The organism is Pseudomonas sp. zfem004, from assembly GCF_032621715.1.
GTDB lineage: Bacteria > Pseudomonadota > Gammaproteobacteria > Pseudomonadales > Pseudomonadaceae > Aquipseudomonas > Aquipseudomonas sichuanensis.
The window spans coordinates 23,322-46,169 of the sequence record NZ_JAVYJF010000012.1; the positions used below are offsets into that span (position 1 = coordinate 23,322).

The following is a 22,848-nucleotide window of genomic DNA, read 5'->3' on the forward strand; positions in this document are numbered from 1 at the left end:
GCCTCATCGCGGGATGCTCGATCACACACTGCATTGTGCCTGTTCCGCGAGGCGCACAATCGCCCGGTCCAGCTCTTCCAGCGCCTGCTGGGCCTGTGGGTTGTCCTGCTTGAGCAAGGTTTCACTGCGCTGGCAGGCCGCACGCAACTGTGGCACGCCGCAATAGCGCGAGGCACCGTTGAGCCGGTGCACGCGCTCGATCAGGGTGGCGTGGTCGCCTGCTTCGCGGGCTGCAAGGATGGCCTCCCGTTCAGACCCCAGCGAGGCCAGCAGCATGGCCAGCATGTCCGCCGCCAGATCCGGTTTGCCAGCGGCCAGGCGCAGCCCTTCCTCCGGGTCGAGCACCTTCAGTTCGCTGCTGTCGGGCATGCGTTCGGGGCTGCGCTCGGGTTGTGGGGCCCCCAGGCTCAGGCCGGTCCATTTCATTACCACCTGGGCCAGCTGGCGTTCACTGATCGGCTTGGTCAGGTAGTCGTCCATGCCGCTGTGCAGCAAGGCGCGCTTTTCATTGGCCATGGCGTGCGCGGTCAGGGCGACGATCGGCAGCGCCGGACCGCTGTGGCTGCTTTCCCAGCGGCGGATCTGCTCGGTGCAGGCGCGCCCGTCCATGCCCGGCATCTGCACATCCATCAGTACCAGGTCGAAGGGTTCATCCTGCACCGCCTGGGCCGCCGCAAAGCCGCTGTCCACCGCCAGCACTTCGGCACCCATGCCTTCAAGCAGGGTCTGCACCAGCAGCAGGTTGGCCGGGTTGTCGTCGACGCACAACACCTTGGGCATGCGTTCGCCGGTGACATGGCGCTGTTCGCCGAGTGGGCGGCGCGGTTGCACCAGCTCCAGCAGCAGGCGGCGCAACTTGCGTGTGCAGGTCGGTTTGGCCAGCAGTTGGCCATGGGCGTTGGGCAGGTAGGGTTGGTAGAGCGGCTGTTCGGTGGTCGGGCAGAGCACCACGCACTGGCAGCCCTGGCGTTCGAGTTGCTGGTGATAGTGGCCGAGCTGTTCGGGCGAGAGGCTGCCCAGGTTGGTGCCGAGCACGGCGAAATCGAATGGCTGCCCGGCTTGCGCGGCCGCGTGCACGGCCTGCAGCAGTTGGTCGTAGGAGGTGAACAGGCAGACCGACAGCCCACAGTCCTCCAACTGATGTTCCAGGGCCTGGCGCGCAAGGTCATGGCCGTCGACGATGGCCACCCGGCGCCCCAGCAGCGCCTGCAGAGGTTGCTCCTCGATATCGTCGTGGGCCCTGGGCAGGTTGAGGCTGATCCAGAACTGCGAGCCTTCGCCCGGGGTGCTGTCGACGCCGATCTCACCGCCCATCTGCTCGATCAGGCGCTTGGAAATCACCAGCCCCAGGCCGGTGCCGCCGGGCTGGCGCGACAGCGAGTTATCGGCCTGGCTGAAGGCCTGGAACAGGGTGCGTACGTCCTGCGGCGAAAGGCCGATGCCGGTGTCCTGCACGCTGATGCGCAGCTGCACGCTGTCTTCCTGCTCGTCTTCGAGCATGGCGCGCACCACGATCGTGCCCTCGCGGGTGAACTTGATCGCGTTGCTCACCAGGTTGGTCAGGATCTGCTTGAGCCGCAGCGGGTCGCCCACCAGCGACAAGGGCGTGTCGCGGTACACCAGGCTGAGCAGCTCCAGCTGCTTGGCGTGGGCCGCCGGGGCGAGGATGGTCAGGGTGTCCTGGATCAGGTCGCGCAGGTTGAACGGGATGCTGTCGAGCACCAGCTTGCCGGCCTCGATCTTGGAGAAGTCGAGGATCTCGTTGATGATCCCCAGCAGGTTGTCGGCGGACTTTTCGATGGTGCCCAGGTAATCGAGCTGGCGCGGGGTCAGTTCGCTTTTCTGCAACAGATGGGTGAAGCCCAGGATGCCATTGAGCGGGGTGCGGATTTCGTGGCTCATGTTGGCGAGGAACTCGGACTTGATGCGGCTGGCTTCCAGTGCCTCCTTGCGCGCCATGTCCAGTTCGATGTTCTGGATCTCGATGGTTTCCAGGTTCTGGCGTACGTCCTCGGTGGCCTGGTCGATGCTGTGCTGCAGCTCTTCGTGGGCGCTGTGCAGGGTTTCGGCCATGCGGTTGATGCCCGCGGCCAACTCGTCCAGCTCATGGCTGCCCATGGCCGGCAGGCGTGCATCGAGGTGGCCGTCCTTGAGCTGGTTGACCGCATGCTTGATGCGGTTGATCGGGCCGTTGATGGTGCGGCCCATGCGCACTGCAAGCAAGGCGGTCAGGCTCAGGCAGGCGATGATCAGCAGCAGGCTGGTGAACAGGTTGCGGTAGCCGCGCAGCAGGGTGCCGTCGTGGGACAGCTCGATCTCCACCCAGCCAAGCAGCCGTTCGGCCTCGTTGGGTACGGCATCGGTGGCAAGGTCGCGATGATGGCCGAACACCGGCATCAGGTAGCGGGTGGCGTCATTGCCGGTGCGCTGCAACAGCTGTGTGCCGGTGCCGCCGCTGGGGGGCTGGTTGAGCATGCTCGGGCCGGCGTGTGCCAGGCGCGTGCGGTCGGCGGCAAGAAACGCCACGGCGCGCACGTCGGACTGCTCCAGCGCCTGGGCGGCGATGCGCTCCAGCTGCTCCGGGGCCAGGCGGGCCATGGCCGGGGCGGCCAGCGGGGCCAGCTGCTCGGCGATCATCTTGCCGCGTTGCAACAGTTGCGTGCGCAGTTCGTTCTGCTGCAGCCAGGTGAAGTAGCTGCCCAGCACCAGGGCCATCAGGCTGGCTGGCAGCAACGCCAGCAGCAGCACGCGGCTGCGGATTCCCAAACGATCGAGCACACCTGTCTCCTGTCATGTGCCAACGCGCGAGCGCGCTCCAGCGGGAACGTTACTCCGGGCGTGGTGGCAATGCACTCATTTGTATTGGTTTTTGTCTGCCGGGGCTGAGCGCTCTGCGGTTTGCGAACGTCTGCACGGTCCGCGTTGGTCGTGCAGCGGTTGCCTTGGCAAGACGGTATGCTCAATAATCGCGCAACTGAGAATTGATGGCAGTTGCCAATGAATCCCGTAGCTATTCACGAGTCCAGTATCCTGGCCATCGAGGACGACCCTGTCCTGGGTGCCTACCTGCATGAAGAGTTGCAGCGCGGCGGCTTCCAGGTGACCTGGTGCCGCAATGGCCTGGAAGGGCTGGAGGCCGCCGGGCGGCAGGTGTTCGACCTGGTGTTGATGGATATCCTGCTGCCGGGGCTCAACGGCCTGGACGCCCTGGCGCGCCTGCGTCGGCACAGCGCCACGCCGGTCATCCTGATGTCGGCGCTGGGGGCCGAGGCGGACCGCATCAGTGGCTTCGAGCGCGGCGCCGACGACTACCTGCCCAAGCCGTTCAGCTTCGCTGAACTGCGCGTGCGGATCGAGGCGATCCTGCGCCGGGTGGCCTTCGAGCGTCGTGCCAAGGTGCCGCATGAAGCGGGCGCCGGCGAACTGCACTTCGACGAGCCGCTGTGCGATGTCAGCCTCGAGGGTGCCTGGGCGGGCCTGACCCCCAGCGAATTCCGCCTGCTCGACATCCTCCACCGCAGCCAGGACGAAGTGCTGAGCAAGCCCTTCCTTTATCAGCAAGTGCTGCAACGCGGCTACGCCCGCCACGACCGCAGCCTGGACATGCACGTCAGCCAGATCCGCCGCAAGCTCAAGGCCATCGGCTACCACGAGCGGCAGGTGCGTACGGTGTGGGGCAAGGGCTACCTGTTCGGTGCGGGCGAGGCGGACTGAGCGTGCTCGATCGCCATTCGCTGTTCTGGAAGCTGGCCATCCTGCTGGTGGGTTTCTGCCTGTTGATGATCGGCCTGAGCTACACCTGGGGCCGGCACATGGAAACCCAGAACGCCTTCCTCTCCGAACCGGCCCGCCAGGTATTGCGCGGCTATGCCGCTGAAGCCGAACAAGCCTGGGAAGCAGGTGGACAGGAGGGTGTAGATCGCTGGCTGGAGGGTATGCACTCGCGCGAAAAGGGCTGGGTCGGCGTACTCGACGGTGACCTCCAGCCGCTGGGCAGCTTCAGCCTGGGCAGTGCCGAAGTTCAGCACTTGACCCGTTTGCGCGGGGTCGACTGGCCCATGAGCCGACGAACCATCGGCCAGCCCTGGCTGCGCTTGCCGTTCCCCAACAGCCCCGACCAGGGCTCGCTGGTGATCGAGTTGCCCGAGCGCTTCAATCCGGGCCAGTACCGACTGTTCTGGCGGGTGATCACCAACGGTATCATTCCTGGGTTGTTCACCCTGCTGTTGTGCGTCGGCCTGTACCGCATGCTGATCGTGCCGCTCAATCAATTGCGCGAGCAGGCTCGCGCCTGGCGTGCCGACCAGCTCACCACGCGGCTCGACTCGCGCACCATCCAGCGCCGTGACGAACTGGGCGAACTGGCCCGCGCCTTCGACCAGATGGCCGAGCGGCTGCAGGGTACCGTGGTGCTGCAGCAGCAGTTGCTGCGTGACCTCTCCCATGAAATGCGCACCCCGCTGAGCCGTTTGCGCGTGGCCTGCGATGGCGAAACCGACCTTGAGCGCCTGCGCGAACGCGTGCACCGCGAGGTGGACGGCATGCAGCAATTGGTCGAGGACACCCTGCAGCTGGCCTGGCAGGATGCTGAGCGTGCACCGATGAACCTGGAGCCGATCCAGTTGCCGGTGCTGTGGGACATGCTCAGCGAAAATGCCTGCTATGAAAGTGGCTGGGCGCCGCAGCGCCTGGTCTGTAGCGTGCCGCTCGACTGCTGGGTGCAAGGCAACCTGAATCACCTGGCCCAGGCGCTGGAGAACATCCTGCGCAATGCCATTCGTCATTCGCCGATCGACGGCCAAGTGCACTTGAGTGGCAAACGCGAAGGCGGTTACTGGCGCATCGAGCTCGAAGACGAGGGGGGAGGCGTGGCCGAGGAGGACCTGGAGCGGATCTTCGCGCCGTTCTCGCGGCTCGACGGATCGCGGCCGGGGGATGGTGGTTTCGGCTTGGGGCTGAGCATTGCCCGCAGTGCCATCCGGCGCCAGGGCGGCAAAGTTTGGGCGGTGAATGGCGAGCGTGGGCTGCGGGTTTGCATGCGCCTGGCGGCGGGCGAGCGTGATTCATCGCCGGGCAAGTCGCATCGGCGCACCGCCGCTCCCGCGGAGTGCGACGCCGCGCAATCGCCACTCGGCTTATAGCTTGTAGCTATAGCGTCCGACAATTGCGTGATATGGCCGCGCGGGGTTTGCCGGTATGATAGTCGCCCCTGCCGTCCGGATTGCGATAACGCCCATGACCCTGCAGTACCCAACCATCGCCGATTGCGTCGGCAACACGCCTCTGGTTCGCCTGCAGCGCATCGCCGGGGCTACCAGCAACACGCTTTTGCTCAAGCTCGAAGGCAACAACCCGGCAGGTTCGGTCAAGGACCGCCCGGCGTTGTCGATGATCACCCGCGCCGAGCTGCGTAATCAGATCAAGCCCGGCGACACCCTTATCGAAGCGACCTCCGGCAACACCGGGATCGCCCTGGCCATGGCGGCGGCGATCAAGGGTTACAAGATGATCCTGATCATGCCGGACAACTCCACCGCCGAACGCAAGGCCGCCATGACCGCCTATGGCGCCGAGTTGATCCTGGTGACCAAGGAAGAGGGCATGGAAGGCGCGCGCGACCTGGCTGAAAAGCTGCAGGCCGAAGGCCGTGGCCTGGTGCTGGATCAGTTCGCCAACGGCGACAACCCGATTGCCCACTACAACAGCACCGGGCCGGAGATCTGGCAACAGACCCAGGGCACCATTACCCATTTCGTCAGTTCCATGGGCACCACCGGTACCATCATGGGCTGCTCGCAGTACCTGAAGGAACAGAACCCGGCGGTGCAGATCATCGGCCTGCAACCGATGGAAGGTTCGGCCATCCCCGGCATCCGCCGCTGGCCCCAGGAATACCTGCCGAAGATTTTCGACGCCACCCGGGTCGACCGCGTGGTCGACATGTCGCAGCAGGAAGCCGAAGAGACCACCCGCCGCCTTGCCCGCGAAGAGGGCATCTTCTGTGGCGTGTCCTCCGGCGGTGCGGTGGCGGCCATGTTGCGCCTGTCCCGTGAAGTCGAGAACGCGGTGATGGTTGCCATCATCTGCGACCGCGGCGACCGTTACCTTTCCACCGGCCTGTTCGATACCAACTGATGTCCAGAAAGAAAAGCAACAGCGGCCTGCGCTTCCAGCCGGCCGGCGGCGACCGTGGCACCCAGGTGCCCGTGGGCAAGAAGCAGCGCCTGCAGATCGAGCGCCTGGCCGGTGATGGCCGCGGCATCGCCTTCGTCGAGGGACGCACCTGGTTCGTCAGCGGTGCACTGGGCGGCGAAGAAGTCGAAGCGCGGGTGCTCGCGGCCCGGGGCAAGGTGGTCGAGGCGCGCCTCGAGCGCGTGTTCCAGGCCAGCCCCGAGCGTCGCGAAGCGCCGTGCAAACATTACCAGCGCTGCGGCGGCTGCAACCTGCAGCACCTGCCCCATGACGGCCAGCTGGCGCTCAAGCAGCGTACGCTCGCCGAACAGTTGCAGCGGGTCGCCGGCATCCAGCCGGACGAGTGGGCCGCGCCCCTGAGCGGGCCTGAGTTCGGCTATCGACGCCGGGCACGGGTGGCCGTACGCTGGGACGCCAAGGCCCGTCAGCTGGACGTAGGTTTTCGTGCCGAGGCCAGCCAGGACATCGTCGCCATCGACGAGTGCCCGGTACTGGTACAACCCTTGCAGTCGATTTTCCGCCACCTGCCGACCGTGCTGCGCAGCTTGAGCAAGCCGCAGGCACTGGGGCATGTGGAGTTGTTCAGCGGCAATGCCGAGGCGGTACTGGTGCGCCATGTGGCGGCCCTTCCTGCTGAAGACCTGGCGCGCCTCGAGGCATTCTGTCGTGAGGCCGGTGCCCAGTTGTGGCTGCAGGGCGAAGGCGACCCGGCGCCAGTGGATGCCTCGAGCGAGCTGGGTTTTGCCCTGGAGCCTTGGGCCTTGCAACTGGCCTGGCGGCCGGGCGACTTCGTCCAGGTCAATGCCCAGGTCAACACCCTGATGATCCAGCAGGCCCTGGCCTGGCTGGCGCCGCAGGCGGATGAGCGGGTGCTGGACCTGTTCTGTGGCCTGGGCAACTTCGCCTTGCCGTTGGCCCGGCAGGCACGGGAAGTGGTGGCGGTAGAAGGCGTGCAGGCCATGGTCGAGCGCGCCGAGGCCAATGCCCGCAGCAACAATGTGCATAACGCACGATTTTTTCAGGCCGATTTATCGCAGCCTTTGGCGGGCGCCGGATGGGTCGCCGAGGGCTTTTCTGCGGTACTCTTGGATCCACCGCGCGACGGGGCTTACGAGGTGGTGCAAGGCATCGCTCGGCTCGGCGCGAAACGGCTGGTCTACGTATCGTGCAACCCGGCCACGCTGGCGCGAGACGCGCAGGTGCTGGTCGGGCAGGGGTACCGGTTAAAAAGGGCCGGGATTCTCGACATGTTTCCTCAGACGGCGCATGTCGAGGCCATGGCGTTATTCGAAGTGGGCTAGTGAATCTGGTCTTCTTGGTGCGGCCCTCAGGGAAAGAGGGCGGCACAGGTGATAACCAGTGCACCCGCGTGGTGCGCTGTATGGAAAGGTAAAACAAAGATGGTACAGGTGAGAGTGCACCAGCCGGTCAACAATGACGGCAGTATCAATCTCGAAGCATGGCTCGATCATGTGGTGAGCGTCGATTCGCAGCTCGATCGCGCGGCGCTCAAAGAGGCCTGCGAGTTCGCCCAGGAAATCGAGAAGAAGGGCAACCAGGCCAAGCATTCCTGGGCCGATGGCACGTCCAGTTTCCAGGCGGGCCTGGAGATCGCCGAAATCCTCGCCGACCTCAAGCTCGACCAGGATTCGCTGATGGCGGCGGTCATCTACCGCTCGGTGCGCGAAGGCAAGGTGACGGTGGCCGAAGTCGGCCAGCGTTTTGGCCCGGTGGTATCCAAGCTGATCGACGGCGTGCTGCGCATGGCGGCCATCAGTGCCAGCCTCAGCCCGCGCCAATCGCTGGTGCTGGGCTCGCAGGCGCAGGTCGAGAACCTGCGCAAGATGCTGGTGGCCATGGTCGACGATGTGCGGGTGGCGCTGATCAAGCTCGCCGAACGCACCTGCGCCATTCGTGCGGTGAAGTCCGCCGACGATGAAAAGCGCCTGCGCGTGGCCCGCGAGGTGTTCGATATCTACGCCCCCCTGGCCCACCGGCTGGGCATCGGCCATATCAAGTGGGAACTGGAAGACCTTTCGTTCCGCTACCTTGAGCCTGACCAGTACAAGCAGATCGCCAAGCTCCTGCACGAGCGTCGGCTCGACCGCGAGCGATTCATCAGCGACGTGATGAACCAACTGCAGAACGAGCTGCTGGCCACCGGCGTCAACGCTGATATCAGCGGCCGGGCGAAACACATCTATTCGATCTGGCGCAAGATGCAGCGCAAGGGCCTGGAGTTCAGCCAGATCTACGACGTGCGCGCGGTGCGCGTGCTGGTGCCGGAAGTGCGCGACTGCTACACCGCGCTAGGCATCGTGCACACCCTGTGGCGGCACATCCCCAAGGAGTTCGACGACTACATCGCCAACCCCAAGGAAAACGGCTACCGCTCCCTGCACACCGCAGTGATCGGCCCCGAGGGCAAGGTGCTGGAAGTGCAGATCCGCACCCACGCCATGCACGAGGAAGCCGAGCTGGGCGTGTGCGCGCACTGGCGCTACAAGGGCACCGACGTCAAGCCCAGCTCCAACCATTACGAAGAGAAGATCTCCTGGCTGCGCCAGGTGCTGGAGTGGCACGAGGAACTGGGCGACATCGGTGGCTTGGCCGAACAGCTGCGCGTCGATATCGAGCCGGACCGGGTCTACGTGTTCACCCCCGACGGCCACGCCATCGACCTGCCAAAGGGCGCCACGCCGCTGGACTTCGCCTACCGCGTGCACACCGAGATCGGCCACAATTGCCGTGGCGCCAAGATCAACGGCCGTATCGTGCCGCTGAACTACAGCCTGCAGACCGGCGAGCAGGTGGAGATCATCACCAGCAAGCACGGCAATCCAAGCCGTGACTGGCTGAACTCCAACCTCGGTTACGTGACCACTTCGCGGGCACGGGCAAAGATCGTCCACTGGTTCAAGCTGCAGGCGCGCGACCAGAACGTCGCGGCCGGCAAGACCCTGATCGAGCGCGAGCTGAGCCGCCTGGGGCTGCCGCAGGTGGACTTCGAGCGCCTCGCCGAGAAGGCCAACGTCAAGACCGCCGAAGACATGTTCGCCGCCCTTGGTGCCGGCGACCTGCGCCTGGCGCACATGGTCAACGCTGCCCAGCAGTTGCTCGAGCCCGAGCGTATCGAGCAGGTCGAGCTGGTGCCGCGCCAAGCCCGGGGCATTCGCGCGGGCAAGCGCAACGACATCCAGATCCAGGGCGTCGGCAACCTGCTCACGCAGATGGCCGGCTGCTGCCAGCCGCTGCCGGGCGACGCCATCGTCGGCTACATCACCCAGGGCCGCGGCGTGAGCATCCACCGCCAGGACTGCGCCTCGGTGCTGCAACTGGCGGGCAAGGAGCCGGAGCGGATGATCCAGGTCAGCTGGGGGCCGATCCCGGTGCAGACCTATCCGGTCGACATCGTCATCCGTGCCTACGACCGCCCGGGGCTGCTGCGCGACGTGTCGCAGGTGCTGCTCAACGAGAAGATCAACGTGCTGGCGGTCAACACCCGCTCGAACAAGGAAGACAACACCGCCTTGATGTCGCTGACCATCGAGATCCCCGGCCTGGATGCCCTCGGGCGCCTGCTCGGCAGGATCTCGCAGTTGCCGAACATCATCGAGACGCGGCGTAACCGTACCCCTTGAGACAGCCATCGCGGGGCAAGCCCGCTCCCACGATTGCGTGGGAGCGGGCTTGCCCCGCGATGAGGCCGGTAAGGACAACACTTGCAATGACCTACACCCTCGACGACCTGCTGCACCTCATGGCCCGCCTGCGCGACCCGCAATATGGCTGCCCGTGGGACCTCAAGCAGGATTACGCCAGCATCGTCCAGCACACCATCGAAGAAGCCTACGAAGTCGCCGACACCATCGAGCGGGGTGACTTCGCCCACCTGCAGGGCGAGCTGGGCGACCTGCTGTTCCAGGTGGTCTATTACAGCCAGCTGGCGCGGGAAGAGGGGCGTTTCGAGTTCGCCGGCGTGGTCGACTCGATCACCCGTAAGCTGGTGCGTCGCCACCCCCATGTGTTCCCCACCGGCGAGCTCTATGCGCCCGTCGATACCCCCTCGTTGAGCGAGGCCCAGGTCAAGTCGCGCTGGGAAGAAATCAAGGCCGAAGAGCGTGCCGAAAACAGCGAGCCCGAGCAATTGTCGCTGCTCGACGATGTGCCGGCCGCGCTGCCGGCACTGTCCCGCGCCGCCAAGCTGCAAAAGCGCGCCGCCACGGTCGGCTTCGACTGGCCCGACGCGTTGCCGGTGCTGGACAAGGTGCGCGAAGAGCTCGACGAAGTGCTGCAGGCGATGGCCGATGGTGACAGTGATGCGCTGGAGGACGAGCTGGGCGACCTGCTGTTCGCCACCGTCAACCTGGCCCGGCACCTCAAGCACGACCCGGAAAACGCCCTGCGCCGCGCCAACCGCAAATTCGAACGGCGTTTCCGTTTTATCGAACAGGCATTGCGCGAGCAGGGCCTGAACATCCAAGATCGTACCCTCGACGAGCTGGACGCCCTGTGGGGCGAGGCCAAGCGTCAGGAAAAGAACCTGCCCAGCTGCGGCTGAGCCGATGCATAAGTGAGTAAAGACACCCATGAGCCTTTCCCTTCGCGACCAGTTGCTCAAAGCCGGCCTGGTCAACCAGAAACAGGTTTCCCAGACCAACAAGGCTGAGAAAAAACAGAAGCGCCTGGAGCACAAAGGCCAGGTCGAGGTGGACGACAGTCAGCAGCGCCTGGCCAAGGAAGCCCTGGCCGAAAAGGCCAGGAAAGACCAGGAGCTGAACCGCCAGGTCCAGGAAAAAGCCGAGCACAAAGCCCGTGCCGCGCAGATCAAGCAGCTGATCGAGGCCACCCGCCTGCCCAAGCTCACCACCGAAGACTATTTCAACTTCGTCGATGACAAGAAGGTCAAGCGCATCGCCGTCAACGCCCTGATGCGCACCAAGTTGAGCAACGGCGCGCTGGCCATCGTCGGCCATGCCGGCGGCTACGAAGTGATCCCGCGTGAAGCGGCAGTGAAGATCCAGGAGCGCGATCCCAACCGCATCCTGCTGCTCAACACCCATGTCGAAGAGGCGGACGAAGACGATCCGTACGCCGCTTACAAGATCCCGGACGATCTGATGTGGTAAGCATGAAAAACCCCGCCTAGGCGGGGTTTTTTGTTTGAAGGAGGCGTCACTGGGGCGTGCGCTGGTTTTCCAGGACTTCCAGTTCGCTGCGGTACTGCTGGGCCAAGTGCTCTTCGTGGAACATGCCGACCAGTTGGCCCTGTTGATACACGTCCCAGATACGCACGCCAGCGGCCAGGCCTTCGTGGGACATTTTCGATTCGTCGCGTTCGGTTACTTGAACTGTCATCGTCAAACTCCACTGCTTGATGGGCTGCGGCACTGTGTCGCAGGCCTTCTTTATAGAATTTGTTAGCAGGCTAAGTAAATTAAACGGCGATGAAACAAGTTTCATCCAATGGCCTCATCGCGGGGCAAGCCCACTCCCACGCGCCATGTGGTCTCGTGGGAGCGGGCTTGCCCCGCGATGAAGTCACATGAATCGCCCAGGCAAAAAGAAGCCCCGCACAAGGCGGGGCTCCAGGTATTGCGTGCAATGCAGGTCAGTTACCCTTGACCGCCTTGCCATCGACCGTACCGTCCTGCAGCACGATCACGTACTCCTTGCCGTCGGTCTCGACCTGGCGCAGTTGTACCAGCAGGTAGTCCCAGTTCTTGGCGAACCACAGCTCGGTGATGCGCTTGCTCTGGCTCGGGTCGCGCACGCGCTCGACCTTGATCGCATCGACCTGGCCGGCCTTGGTCGCCACCTTCTCGGTGCCCAGCACGCGGAAGTCGTAGGTGTCGATCTCGTCACCGTCGACCACCTGGTAGGTCATGCTCTTCTTGCCGGCGGCCACGTCATGCTGCAGCGCCAACTGGTAGGACGACTTGTCCAGCACGCCGCGGTTGAGCGGCAGGCTGATCGCGTCGCCACGGTCGCTGCCGGTGACTTTCTTGCCAGTCCAGTCGAAGGTCAGGTCGACCTTCTTCGCCTTGCCCAGGCCACCGCGCTCGAAGTGGTACTTCTGCGGCAGCAGGGTGTCGTTGTCGAGCTTGACGGTGCTTTGCTCGGTGAGGCTGGCGATCATCATGGAGGCCTTGAAATTAAGGTCCCAGGTACCGTTGGCGTTCTTGACCAGGCTGCGCTCGGCAGTTCCGCTCATGGGCAGCTGCTTCCAGTCAGCCGTGTAGCTGGCCGCGAAAGGCTTCAGATCAGCTGCCTGGAGGGGCAGGGCGAGCACGGCGAGAGCCAAGAGCAGGGCGCGACGCATAAATTCTCCTAGGATCGAATCAAGTGACCGCTGGCCGCCAGCGGCTGGCCATCCAGTAATGCACCCTGTTCGCCCAGACGCAAGCGTCCTTCAGCGAACCAGCGCACCGCCAGCGGGTAGATCTGGTGTTCCTGCAGGTGCACGCGCTGGGCGAGCGACTGCTCGGTGTCGTCCGTTGCAACCGGAACCACAGCCTGTACGACCAAAGGCCCGCCATCGAGTTCCTCGGTGACGAAGTGCACGCTGCAGCCGTGCTCGGCATCGCCAGCCTCCAGCGCACGCCGGTGGGTGTGCAGGCCTTTATATTTGGGCAACAGTGACGGATGTATGTTGAGCAGGCGGCCCTGGTAGTGACGTACAAAGCCGCCACTGAGAATGCGCATGAAGCCGGCCAGTACCACCAGGTCGGGCTCGAAGCCGTCGATCAGCGCCATCAGCGCCGCATCGAAGGCTTCGCGGCCGTCGAAACCCTGGTGCTCCAGCAGCGCGGTGTCGATACCGGCTGCCTTGGCACGTTCCAGGCCGTAGGCATCGGCGCGGTTGGAAATCACTGCGCGGATGCGTACCGGGCTGTCACTGGCGCTGGTGTTGTCGATCAGCGCTTGCAGGTTGCTGCCGGAGCCCGACAGCAATACCACGACGTTGCAGGTCTTGCTCGGCATCAGTGTGCCTTGAGGTTCTGCAGCTCGACCTGGGCGGCGCCTTCGGCGGCTTCGGCGATGTGGCCGATCACCCAAGGCTGCTCACCGGCGGCGCGCAGTTCGTTCAGGGCGGCTTCGACCTGATCCTGGGCGACACAGATGACCATGCCGACGCCGCAGTTCAGTACGCGGTGCATCTCGTGCTCGTCGACGTTGCCTTTTTCCTGCAGGAAGTCGAACACCGCCGGGCGCTGCCAGCTGGCCACGTCAACCACGGCCTGGGCGTTTTTCGGCAGTACGCGCGGGATATTGTCCAGCAGGCCGCCACCGGTGATGTGGGCCATGGCCTTGACCGCGCCGGTGTTCTTGATCAGCTGCAGCAGCGGCTTGACGTAGATGCGGGTCGGCGCCATCAGCAGGTCGGTCAGCGGTTTGCCGTCGAGCTGGGTGTTTTCGATGTCGGTGCCGGACACTTCGAGGATCTTGCGGATCAGCGAGTAGCCGTTGGAGTGCGGGCCGGAGGACGGCAGGGCCAGCAGGGCGTCGCCGGTGGCGACTTTCGAGCCGTCGATGATCTCGGCTTTTTCCACCACGCCGACGCAGAAGCCGGCCAGGTCGTAGTCTTCGCCTTCGTACATGCCTGGCATTTCGGCGGTTTCACCACCGACCAGCGAGCAGCCGGCCAGTTCGCAACCGGCGCCGATGCCGGTCACCACGGTGGCGGCCACGTCGACGTTGAGCTTGCCAGTGGCGTAGTAGTCGAGGAAGAACAGCGGCTCGGCGCCGCACACCACCAGGTCGTTGACGCACATGGCGACCAGGTCCTGGCCGATGCTGTCGTGCTTGTTCAGGTTCAGGGCCAGGCGCAGCTTGGTGCCGACACCGTCGGTGCCGGAGACCAGCACCGGCTGTTTGTAGCCGGCCGGGATCTCGCAGAGGGCGCCGAAGCCGCCCAGGCCACCCATGACTTCAGGGCGTGCGGTGCGCTTGGCGACGCCCTTGATGCGTTCGACCAGTGCTTCGCCGGCGTCGATGTCTACACCGGCGTCCTTGTAGCTCAGGGAGGGTTGCTTGCTCATTGATCCAGGCCTTTAAGAGGGAGGGATTCTTGGAAAACGACCGGGACGGCCAAGGCCGGCTTCAGAAGCGGCGGCTACCTGTACGTCACTGGTCTGCGAAGGCGCGCGATTTTATCAGGGTTGCCCCGAAGCGGCCATCCTCAGGCCGACGGGCAGGCCGGAAATCTGGGCAAAAAAGCGCTTTCACGGTGCGCGACTGGTTGCCGCGGCGGTGCCTGTATAAGGTATAGGCATCGTGACGGGCACTAGGCTCTGTATGAAAAGCCTTGATACTCGGTGATGCTGCGTTGAAAACAGCCTCGGAATGCTCATTTACAACCCGTAAACTCCGCTTCCTCGGCTGTTTTCGCCTTGCCTGACCTTCGTCTCAAGACTTTTCATACAGACCCTAAGGGCCGCGGCAGCGGAGCATTTCTCTGCGTTGCGCGGTCACAGCCGGCAGGTCCGGGCTCGTCGCTCGTGGTCATCTGGACAGGAATCCTCAATGCGTCTTTTCAATTACATCGCGGCCGGGTGCCTGGTGCTGGTCGGCGCTGCGGCGCAGGCCGAAACCGTCACCGGGCTGTATCAGGTCCGCGAACCTGTCGAAGGGCAGGGCAGCGATGCCCGCGCCCAGGCTACCAGCAAGGCCCTGGACACCTTGGTGCTGCGCCTGACCGGCGACCCCAAGGCGGCGCAGAGCCCGGCCTTGGCTGCCTTGCGCAAGGATCCCCAGCAAATCATCAACCAGGTCGGCACCGAGGCCGGGCCACCCGAGGCGCTGCTGGTCGAGTTCGACCCCGGCAGCACTGAGCGCGCGCTGCGTCAGGCGGGCTTGGCGCTGTGGGGCAACAATCGGCCGTCGATCCTCGGCTGGTGGCTCTACGACAGTGTCGAGGGCAGCAACCTGGTCGGCGATGGCCAGGCCGCCGCCGAACCGCTGCGCCGTGCCGCCCAGCATCGTGGCTTGCCGCTGCGCCTGCCGCTGGCCGACCTGCAGGAGCAGTTGGTGGCCAACGCCAAGCAGCTCGAGGGCAATGACCCTGCGCCGCTGCGCGAGGCGTCCGAGCGTTACGGCGCCAATGCCTTGCTGGCGGTGCATGCCCATGAGGCCGACGGCAAGTGGCAGGGCAAGTGGCAACTGTGGCTGGGCGACCAGCGCGAGCAGGGTAGCGCCGAGGGTGCCGACCAGGCCGCCCTGGCCGATGCCGTGCTGCTGGCCGTGAGCAACCGCCTGGCGCCGCGCTATGTCACCCGCCCCGGCGCCAGCAGTGACCTGCTGGTGCAGGTGCAGGGCATGAACCTGCAGCGCTATGCCGAATTGAGCCGTGTGCTCGAGCCTTACGGCGCCCGTTTGCAGATGGCCGATGGCGCCACCTTGACCTACGGCGTCACCGGCAACCGCGAGCAGTTGCGGGCACAACTGGGCCTGGCCAAGTTGCAGGAGTTGCCTGCCGAAACCGCGCCGGCACCTGCCGCCCAGGGCGAGCCAGGCACGACACCCCCCACCACTGCAGCCAAGCCGTTCGATGGCTTGCGTTTTCGCTGGTAAGGAAGATTGGACATGATGGATATGCGTCGTTGGATCGGTCTGGGCGCCGCCTTGCTGATCGCCGTGCTGCTGTACCTGCTGCACAACATTCTTTCCCCCTTCCTGGTGGGGATTCTGCTGGCCTACCTGGCCGACCCGCTGGTCGACCGCCTCGAACGGGCCGGGTTGTCGCGGACCTGGGGCGTGGTGGTGGTCTTCAGCCTGTTCACTCTGCTGTTCATGGCCCTGCTGCTGGTGCTGATTCCCATGCTGGCCAAGCAGCTGGTGCGCCTGTACGAACTGGCGCCGCAGATGCTCGACTGGCTGCAGCATGTGGCCCTGCCTTGGGTGCAGAGTCGCCTGGGCCTGGCCGATGGCTTCTGGAAGTTCGACAAGATCAAGGCCGCCATCGGCGCGCACATGGGCCAGACCACCGACATTGTCGGTGTACTGCTGTCCCAGGCCACCGCCTCGAGCCTGGCCCTGATCGGTTGGCTGGCCAACTTGGTACTGATCCCGGTGGTGGGGTTCTACCTGTTGCGCGACTGGGACCTGATGATGGCCAAGCTGCGCAGCCTGTTGCCGCGTCAGCGCGAAGAGCAGGTGGTGGGGTTGGCCGGTGAGTGCCATGAAGTGCTGGGGGCGTTCGTGCGTGGCCAGTTGCTGGTGATGCTCGCCCTGGGCGTCATCTATTCCAGCGGGCTGATGCTGGTGGGCCTGGAGCTGGGCCTGCTGATCGGCATGCTGGCGGGGCTGGCGGCAATCGTCCCGTACATGGGCTTCATCATCGGCATCGGCGCGGCCCTGGTGGCCGGGTTGTTCCAGTTCAGCGGCGATTTGTATCCGATGCTGGGGATTGTCGCGGTGTTCATGGTCGGCCAGGTGCTGGAAGGCATGGTATTGACGCCTTTGCTGGTGGGCGACCGCATCGGTCTGCATCCGGTGGCGGTGATCTTCGCCATCCTCGCCGGTGGTGAGCTGTTCGGCTTCACCGGGGTGCTGCTGGCGCTGCCGGTGGCGGCGGTGATCATGGTGCTGTTGCGGCATGTGCATGACCTGTACAAGGAGTCGAACATGTATGGCGAGGCGATCGACCCGGACCTGTGACCGATCGCGGGGCAAGCCCGCTCCCACGACGCCGACATTGGCGTGGGAGCGGGCTTGCCCCGCGATGTGCTTGAATCCAACGCAACTGCTTGATTTTACTTGTGCTCTTCCCCTGCCGGATTGTGCCGCCCGCGTTGCGGGTATAGACTTTGCACACTCTTCACCAAAGGCCCCCTGTGGTCCCCGCGACCGCCCGCGAGCATGAAACCGATCCAGTTGCCCCTGGGTGTGCGTCTCCGTGATGACGCCACCTTCATCAACTACTATCCGGGCGCCAATGCCGCGGCATTGGGCTACGTCGAGCGGCTATGCGAAGCCGACGCCGGCTGGACCGAGAGCCTCATCTACCTGTGGGGCAAACAGGGCGTTGGCCGTACCCACCTGCTGCAAGCCGCTACCCAGCGTTTCCAGCAGCGGGGCGAACCCGCCGTCTATCTGCCGCTGGCGCAACTGCTGGAGCGCGGCGTCGAGTTGCTTGACCATCTCGAACAATACGAACTGGTGTGCATCGACGACCTGCACGTGATCGCCGGCAAGGCGGATTGGGAAGAGGCCATGTTCCACCTGTTCAACCGCCTGCGCGACAGTGGCCGACGGCTGCTGCTGGCCGCTTCCAGCTCGCCCCGCGAACTGCCGATCAAGCTGGCGGACCTCAAGTCGCGGCTGACCCTGGCACTGATTTTCCAGATGCGCGGCATGTCCGACGAGGACAAGCTGCGCGCCCTGCAACTGCGTGCCTCGCGGCGCGGCCTGCACCTGACCGACGAAGTCGGCCACTTCATCCTCACCCGTGGCACACGCAGCATGAGCGCGCTGTTCGACCTGCTCGAACGCCTCGACCAGGCCTCGTTGCAGGCGCAACGCAAGCTGACCATCCCGTTCCTCAAGGAAACCCTGGGTTGGTGACCCCCTGAAAACACGGGGCTAGAGCGTCAAAACAGAAAAGTCACATGTTTTTCGATAAAATTTGCAAATGGTTCTGATAGAAGGCATAGTTTCCCCCTTCTAAAGGACTACAGACACGGTCGTGCCCATGCTGAAGCGCTTCGCACCCCTCGTGCCACTTGCACTTGCCACCTTTCTGTTTGGTTGCGCCGCTCACGGCCCGGCCACTCAATCCCAGGATCATCGCCTGGCCGCCGAGCAATCGGTAAAGGCCAAGGCTTCCGCTTCTTCCGTATTCACCGAGGAAGAGCTGGCCAGCGAAGATGACCTGAACGCCTTCTCCAGCAACAGCAAGCCCTATCAGCTCCCGGTGCTGGCCGACAGCATCCTCGAGCGTGGCATGGCGCTGATCGGTACCCGTTACCGCTTTGGCGGCACCACCGAACAAGGCTTCGACTGCAGCGGTTTCATTGGTTATCTGTTCCGCGAAGAAGCCGGCATGAACCTGCCGCGCTCGACCCGCGAGATGATCAACGTCGATGCCCCCAAAGTCGCGCGCAACAAGCTCAAGCCAGGCGACCTGCTGTTCTTCAGCACCAATGGTCGCGGCCGCGTCAGCCACGCCGGCATCTACCTGGGCGACAACCAGTTCATCCACTCCAGCAGCCGCCGCAGCGGTGGTGTGCGCATCGACAGCCTTGGCGATCGCTACTGGAGCAAGACCTTCATCGAAGCCAAGCGCGCGCTGGCCATGGCACCGACCACGATCTCGCGCAATTGATTTGATATCAAAATGCTGTACCCTGCCGCGGCGGCGTAGCTGAAAAGCTCGCCGCCGTGCGCATTTACAGAAAGCGTCTAATCTGATTTCTCACCTATTTTCATCTTCGGCCATGGCCGAGGCTTGCCTGACAGGACGTTCGCATCATGGCGATGTTGGCGCGCTTCGCATTTCTCTCCCTGGCGGCATTGCTTGCTGCCTGCTCCAGCCGTGCGCCTGCCCCGGCGCCGGTCAAACAGCCCATGGTCTTCAGCCAGCAACCGGCGGTATCGCCTGCGGCGGAGGACGTGCTGTTCCGTGCGATCGGCCTGGTCGGCACACCCTATCGTTGGGGCGGCAACACCCCTGACTCGGGTTTCGATTGCAGCGGCCTGATCGGCTACGTGTACCGTGATGCTGCGGGCATCAGCCTGCCACGCACCACGCGCGACATGATCGTCATGCGTGCGCCCAGTGTGGACATCAATGCCCTGCAGTCCGGCGACCTTGTGTTCTTTGCCACCAATGGCGGCGCACAGGTCAGCCATGCCGGCATCTATGTCGGCGAAGGGCGTTTCGTCCATGCGCCGTCTACCGGCGGCACGGTGCGCCTGGACTATCTCTCCAGCAGCTACTGGGCCAAGGCCTATCTGCAGGCCAAGCGGGTACTGCCACCCGGCCATTTGGCGCAGAACCCCTGATCCCGGCATCTCGGCCTGCCGTTTGCTTTATCTACCGCGGATAAATTGAGCCGCTGGTAAAGGATGCGTGCTTCTTCATCGAAAGAGGCACCTCCATGAGCACCATCGAAAACGCGCTGCAGCACAATCTGCATGTGTTGGGCACCGGGCGTGAACTGGCCCGGACGGCCGAAGATTTCCTGCGCGATTATCCAGACCCTTATCAGCTGGCCATCAGCGAGGCGGCCCGCATTCTGCGCGCACGCACGGGCAAGGACTGGGATCCGCGAGAGGTCTGGTGGCATCAATTCAGCGGCGCCAGTTCCAGCAGTCGCAGTTTCACCGGTTGGGCGCATAGTGGTCCGCCGGTCAAGTCGATGCGCTTCCCCCAACTGATGGTCGAACGATTCGAGGTGGCGTTCCAGGATGCCTCGGACGAGCTGGACCTGTACGGCGGTTTCTATCGCCAGGGCGGGCATGCTTCCCGCTATGACGAGCATAACCAAGTGCCCTTGCTGGCCCGCGATGTTCAGACGGGTTTCTGGGCTTTGGACTTCGCCCAGCTTTTTCGCCAACAGGTGGCCAGTTTCTGGGGCAGGTATCGCGAAAGCTTCCGTGTGTTGGCCAAGGTCAATCTGCTCGCTGAGTGCGCGACAGCAGAAAAGGATGGGCGTTTGAGCGCCGAGGATGCGTCCAGCGTGCGGGGCATGGCGTCGCCGGAACTGGGGGCGCCGGGGCAAGTGCCGACCTTGGCGCAATTGCGCGCTGACGCTCAAACCGTCGACCTGGCTGTCAGCAGTTACCGGCTGGGGGCGCTCCAGCCGGGTCTGCATGCTTTCACTCGGCCGGGTGGCCGGGTTCTGCTGTACCTGCCATGGGCCGACCAGGCGCTGCGTGGCTTTGCGTCCCGGCAGGCCATGGCCGGATGGTTGCGAAGCCAGCTGGGAACGCCTGAAGGCAGGGCGCGCTTCGAGCAGGCCTTGATCTGCGACCCGCACGACAGTGACCTGTCCCTGGCGGTAACCCAGGCGCTGCAGGCATTGGGCGACAGTCAAAGCGATGCCGCCGCACTGGTGCTGCTCGAGCAGGGGCGTATCGAGGTCAGCGATTCGTTCTTCGGGTTCCTCGCCGATCAATCCCATGCCCAGATGCAACGCGTCGCGGCACGCATGGTCGACAACCGCCAGCTGCGCAAGGCCATGTGGCGTGGTTACCTCGGCGCTTTCCTCAAGGTATTCGGCGGTTTCGTGCCGCTGGGTTGGCCGATGTCACTGGTGCTGCTTGGCGTCACCCTGTCCAGGGTCGGGCTGGATGTGGATGCGGCGCTTCATGCGCGCAATAGGCTGGAGCGGCGCGCGGCCATGCGGGCGGCGATCCTCGACTCGATCTTCGGGGCGCTGAACATGGTCGATGTGGGGTTCGGCAGTAGCTTGGCCTCGCTCGCCTATCAGGCGCCCTTTCATGAAATTGACGTTTCGTTGGCCGACTGGGAGGTGGCTGAAGCGCCGCAATCGACGCTCGAAGAGCAGGAAGGCAACGAGCTGCTGGAGAACAAGTCGCTGGGCCATGGCCGCTTGCAGGGCATTCGTCTGGGAGGGGATGGCTCGTGCTGGATCGAGTTGGACGGCATGCCCTATCGAGTTCGCTATAGCCCGGAACTGTCCAGCTGGCTGATCGTGGATGCGGACAATCCCTTCGCTTTCGCTCCCTTGCGCCCGGTGCGCTTGGGCCCTGCTGGCGAATGGGAGCTGCTTGCTCCACCCCGGTTGGCCGGTGGCGCCCCGGAAAATGGCCTGGCCAGTGAGTCATCGGCTTTCTGGGATGAATACATGCGCACCGATATAGCACGCAGCAAGGCAATGTCCGAGGCAGCGTTGGCGCGTCAGCGGGCGTTGCTGGAGGACCGTGATTTTTTCGAGCTGGATGAGGGCAGTGACCCACAGCAGGACGAGGAAGGGTTCGACTACGCCGACGACGATGGCGCCCGTATCTATACCTACAAACACGATGGGTTCTACAAGAATCACTTGATCCTGATCTACACGGATGAAGACGGGGCGCAGATCAATCGCTACCTGCGCGAAGGCGTGCGGGAGTTCGACTACGGCGATGAAGTGGAGTACTTGAACAAGCTCGCCGACGAGTTGGAGGGTTTGCCGGAAAGCAACGAAATGCCGTTGTACCGAGGCGGGCATGGATCGCGCAGCACCAGCGGCAGCCACTTTCGCAGCGGGCAGATCAAGGTGGGTGATGTTCTGGTCAACACCGACCTCACGTCCTTCACTGAAAACCCCTACATCGTCCGGCTGTTCGCCGCCGACAACGATCTAAGGGCGAGCAGTGGCCTGGATGGCGTCTTCGACGACAGTTCGGTGGTCTTCGAGCTGCCGGCGGGCAGTTATCAGCACGGTACGCCGGTCAGCGCCTTCTCCACGCATTCCAACGAGGCAGAAACACTGTTCATGCCGGGCTCCTACTTCCGTGTCGACGTCATCAAGGAGATTCGCGGCAGCGATTACCGCTTCGTCAACGTCAAGCTGAGCGAGGTGCCCAAACCTGCGACCGGCCCGGTCTTCGAGTTGCGCACCGGCCTGCCGTTCGACAAGGCCGGCTACACCGTGCGCTTGGGGAGTGCGGAACTGGCAGACCGCTTTTTCCCCGGCTGACGGGCTTCAGGCCTGTTTGAGCAGCAACGCCACGCCGGGGAAGTACTGTCCCAGCTCGTTGTGCAGCTTGCGATAGGCATACGGGAAGTACCAGGCGATCGCGCAGGCGGTGTGCTTCTGCAGGTCGTCGACCAGGTCCTGCAGCTCTTCGGGGCTGGCGTGCTGGCCGGCTTTCCAGGGGGTGACGAACAGCGCGCCGGCCTTGAGCTGGCTGGCATACCCAATGTGCTTGGCCTGGGCGGCGGTTTCCTGCAGCGCCGAGGCCAGGTCGAGGCGGGCGATGCGTGGCCAGCGCTGGCCGGCATGCAGGTGCACAGAGGCTTCGGCGTTGCTGATCGACAGGTCGCAGCGCCCCTCGCGCTCACCCTCGTCACGTTGCTTCTTGCTCTGGTACTGCTGCAGTGTCACCAGCTCGCCTTGCCAGGCCGCTGCCGCGAGCATGCCGACGTTGGCGGCGCTGCCATGCCAGTAGGGCGCGTCAGCGTCACCTTGCAGCTGGTTGAAGCGGTCGATGCAGTCGACCCAGCGCTCCAGCGCCGGGCGCAGGAATTCGAAGTGGGTGTTGTTGATGATGAGGCCTTGCATGCTGGGCGCTCCTTGTCATTGTCATTGAGGTCAGCTAGGTTGATGGCTAAGTGATATCACTGCCATCAGTGTGGCACAAGCCGACGGATCGGCCATTGATCCAGGCCAGATCGGCCCGCGTTCGATTGACGCTCCCGGTGCAACCCTCTAACCTTCGCGGCGTGTTTCAGGTGCCCTGCGAACCGTGGTTTGGCAGGGTGAAACTGGGAAGCCGGTGGGCGCCAGAAGGCGCGATTCCGGCGCTGCCCCCGCAACGGTAAGTGAGTGCAAAACCGCGCAGGGCCACTGGGTGCAAGCACCCGGGAAGGCGCGCAGGCAAGGGCCAGATGCCCGCTCACGAGCCCGGAGACCGGCCTGGAACTGCCAACGGCATCACGGAGGGTGATGCGCAGTGCGATGTGGCCCAGGCCACGGCCCCTGC

The 22,848-nt window shown here is 64.2% G+C and carries 19 protein-coding genes and 1 riboswitch; of the genes, 13 read left to right on the top strand and 6 right to left on the bottom strand.

Annotation, left to right across the window (positions count from 1 at the left end; genetic code table 11):
• Positions 1-21: 21 nt before the first annotated feature.
• Complete coding sequence (locus RTH46_RS14565; protein ID WP_316905977.1) at positions 22-2,778, bottom strand: response regulator; 2,757 nt, start codon at positions 2,776-2,778, stop codon at positions 22-24.
• A 219-nt stretch (positions 2,779-2,997) separates the two neighbouring features.
• Between RTH46_RS14565 and RTH46_RS14570 the strand changes: the two genes are divergently transcribed.
• The 7 genes from RTH46_RS14570 to RTH46_RS14600 all read left to right on the top strand — a co-directional run bounded on the left by RTH46_RS14570 (position 2,998) and on the right by RTH46_RS14600 (position 11,321).
• Complete coding sequence (locus tag RTH46_RS14570) at positions 2,998-3,714, top strand: response regulator transcription factor (RefSeq protein WP_153785015.1); 717 nt, start codon at positions 2,998-3,000, stop codon at positions 3,712-3,714.
• Between the two features lie 2 nt (positions 3,715-3,716).
• Complete coding sequence (locus RTH46_RS14575; protein ID WP_153785014.1) at positions 3,717-5,141, top strand: sensor histidine kinase; 1,425 nt, start codon at positions 3,717-3,719, stop codon at positions 5,139-5,141.
• A 94-nt stretch (positions 5,142-5,235) separates the two neighbouring features.
• A complete protein-coding gene (gene cysM / locus RTH46_RS14580) occupies positions 5,236-6,135 on the top strand; it encodes a cysteine synthase CysM (protein WP_110993024.1) in 900 nt (299 codons plus the stop codon).
• On the top strand, positions 6,135-7,493 hold the full coding sequence (gene rlmD / locus RTH46_RS14585) for a 23S rRNA (uracil(1939)-C(5))-methyltransferase RlmD (RefSeq protein WP_153785013.1): 1,359 nt from the start codon (positions 6,135-6,137) through the stop codon (positions 7,491-7,493). Before cysM ends, rlmD begins: the two co-directional genes overlap by 1 nt.
• A gap of 99 nt (positions 7,494-7,592) precedes the next feature.
• Positions 7,593-9,833, top strand: coding sequence for a GTP diphosphokinase (gene relA / locus RTH46_RS14590; protein ID WP_153785012.1), 2,241 nt, complete (start codon positions 7,593-7,595; stop codon positions 9,831-9,833).
• An 86-nt stretch (positions 9,834-9,919) separates the two neighbouring features.
• Positions 9,920-10,753 carry a nucleoside triphosphate pyrophosphohydrolase gene (gene mazG, locus RTH46_RS14595; protein ID WP_110993027.1) on the top strand — a complete coding sequence of 278 codons (834 nt, stop codon included), beginning with the start codon at positions 9,920-9,922 and terminating at the stop codon, positions 10,751-10,753.
• Positions 10,754-10,781: 28 nt separating this feature from the next.
• Positions 10,782-11,321, top strand: coding sequence for a DUF2058 domain-containing protein (locus RTH46_RS14600; RefSeq protein WP_153785011.1), 540 nt, complete (start codon positions 10,782-10,784; stop codon positions 11,319-11,321).
• Between the two features lie 46 nt (positions 11,322-11,367).
• On the opposite strand, the gene RTH46_RS14605 is transcribed toward RTH46_RS14600, so the two are convergent.
• The 4 genes from RTH46_RS14605 to purM form a co-directional block, all read right to left on the bottom strand.
• Positions 11,368-11,550 (bottom strand): hypothetical protein, encoded by a 183-nt coding sequence (locus RTH46_RS14605; protein WP_279848683.1) that lies wholly within the window; start codon positions 11,548-11,550, stop codon positions 11,368-11,370.
• Positions 11,551-11,803: 253 nt separating this feature from the next.
• Positions 11,804-12,514: a DUF3108 domain-containing protein gene (locus tag RTH46_RS14610; protein ID WP_153785009.1), complete on the bottom strand. Its 711-nt coding sequence runs from the start codon at positions 12,512-12,514 to the stop codon at positions 11,804-11,806.
• Between the two features lie 8 nt (positions 12,515-12,522).
• Complete coding sequence (gene purN, locus RTH46_RS14615) at positions 12,523-13,176, bottom strand: phosphoribosylglycinamide formyltransferase (protein ID WP_279848681.1); 654 nt, start codon at positions 13,174-13,176, stop codon at positions 12,523-12,525.
• Positions 13,176-14,234 (bottom strand): phosphoribosylformylglycinamidine cyclo-ligase, encoded by a 1,059-nt coding sequence (gene purM, locus RTH46_RS14620; protein ID WP_110993032.1) that lies wholly within the window; start codon positions 14,232-14,234, stop codon positions 13,176-13,178. The genes purN and purM overlap by 1 nt, the downstream gene beginning before the upstream one ends.
• Positions 14,235-14,718: 484 nt before the next feature.
• Here purM and RTH46_RS14625 point away from each other — a divergent pair, with 484 nt between their 5' ends.
• The 6 genes from RTH46_RS14625 (at position 14,719) to RTH46_RS14650 (ending at position 21,842) form a co-directional block, all read left to right on the top strand.
• Positions 14,719-15,765, top strand: a complete 1,047-nt coding sequence (locus RTH46_RS14625; RefSeq protein ID WP_316905978.1) for a DUF2066 domain-containing protein — start codon at positions 14,719-14,721, stop codon at positions 15,763-15,765.
• A 12-nt stretch (positions 15,766-15,777) separates the two neighbouring features.
• On the top strand, positions 15,778-16,851 hold the full coding sequence (locus RTH46_RS14630) for an AI-2E family transporter (RefSeq protein WP_153785006.1): 1,074 nt from the start codon (positions 15,778-15,780) through the stop codon (positions 16,849-16,851).
• A gap of 201 nt (positions 16,852-17,052) precedes the next feature.
• Positions 17,053-17,757 carry a DnaA regulatory inactivator Hda gene (gene hda / locus RTH46_RS14635; protein WP_110993035.1) on the top strand — a complete coding sequence of 235 codons (705 nt, stop codon included), beginning with the start codon at positions 17,053-17,055 and terminating at the stop codon, positions 17,755-17,757.
• A 127-nt stretch (positions 17,758-17,884) separates the two neighbouring features.
• The gene (locus tag RTH46_RS14640) at positions 17,885-18,517 is read left to right on the top strand and encodes a C40 family peptidase (protein WP_153785005.1); all 633 of its coding nucleotides are present in this window, start codon (positions 17,885-17,887) and stop codon (positions 18,515-18,517) included.
• A 146-nt stretch (positions 18,518-18,663) separates the two neighbouring features.
• A complete protein-coding gene (locus RTH46_RS14645) occupies positions 18,664-19,197 on the top strand; it encodes a C40 family peptidase (protein ID WP_153785004.1) in 534 nt (177 codons plus the stop codon).
• Between the two features lie 95 nt (positions 19,198-19,292).
• The gene (locus RTH46_RS14650) at positions 19,293-21,842 is read left to right on the top strand and encodes a dermonecrotic toxin domain-containing protein (protein WP_316905979.1); all 2,550 of its coding nucleotides are present in this window, start codon (positions 19,293-19,295) and stop codon (positions 21,840-21,842) included.
• Positions 21,843-21,848: 6 nt separating this feature from the next.
• Here RTH46_RS14650 and RTH46_RS14655 read toward each other — a convergent pair whose 3' ends face one another.
• Positions 21,849-22,427, bottom strand: coding sequence for a hypothetical protein (locus tag RTH46_RS14655; protein WP_316905980.1), 579 nt, complete (start codon positions 22,425-22,427; stop codon positions 21,849-21,851).
• Positions 22,428-22,578: 151 nt separating this feature from the next.
• Positions 22,579-22,800: riboswitch (cobalamin riboswitch) on the top strand.
• Positions 22,801-22,848 lie beyond the last annotated feature (48 nt).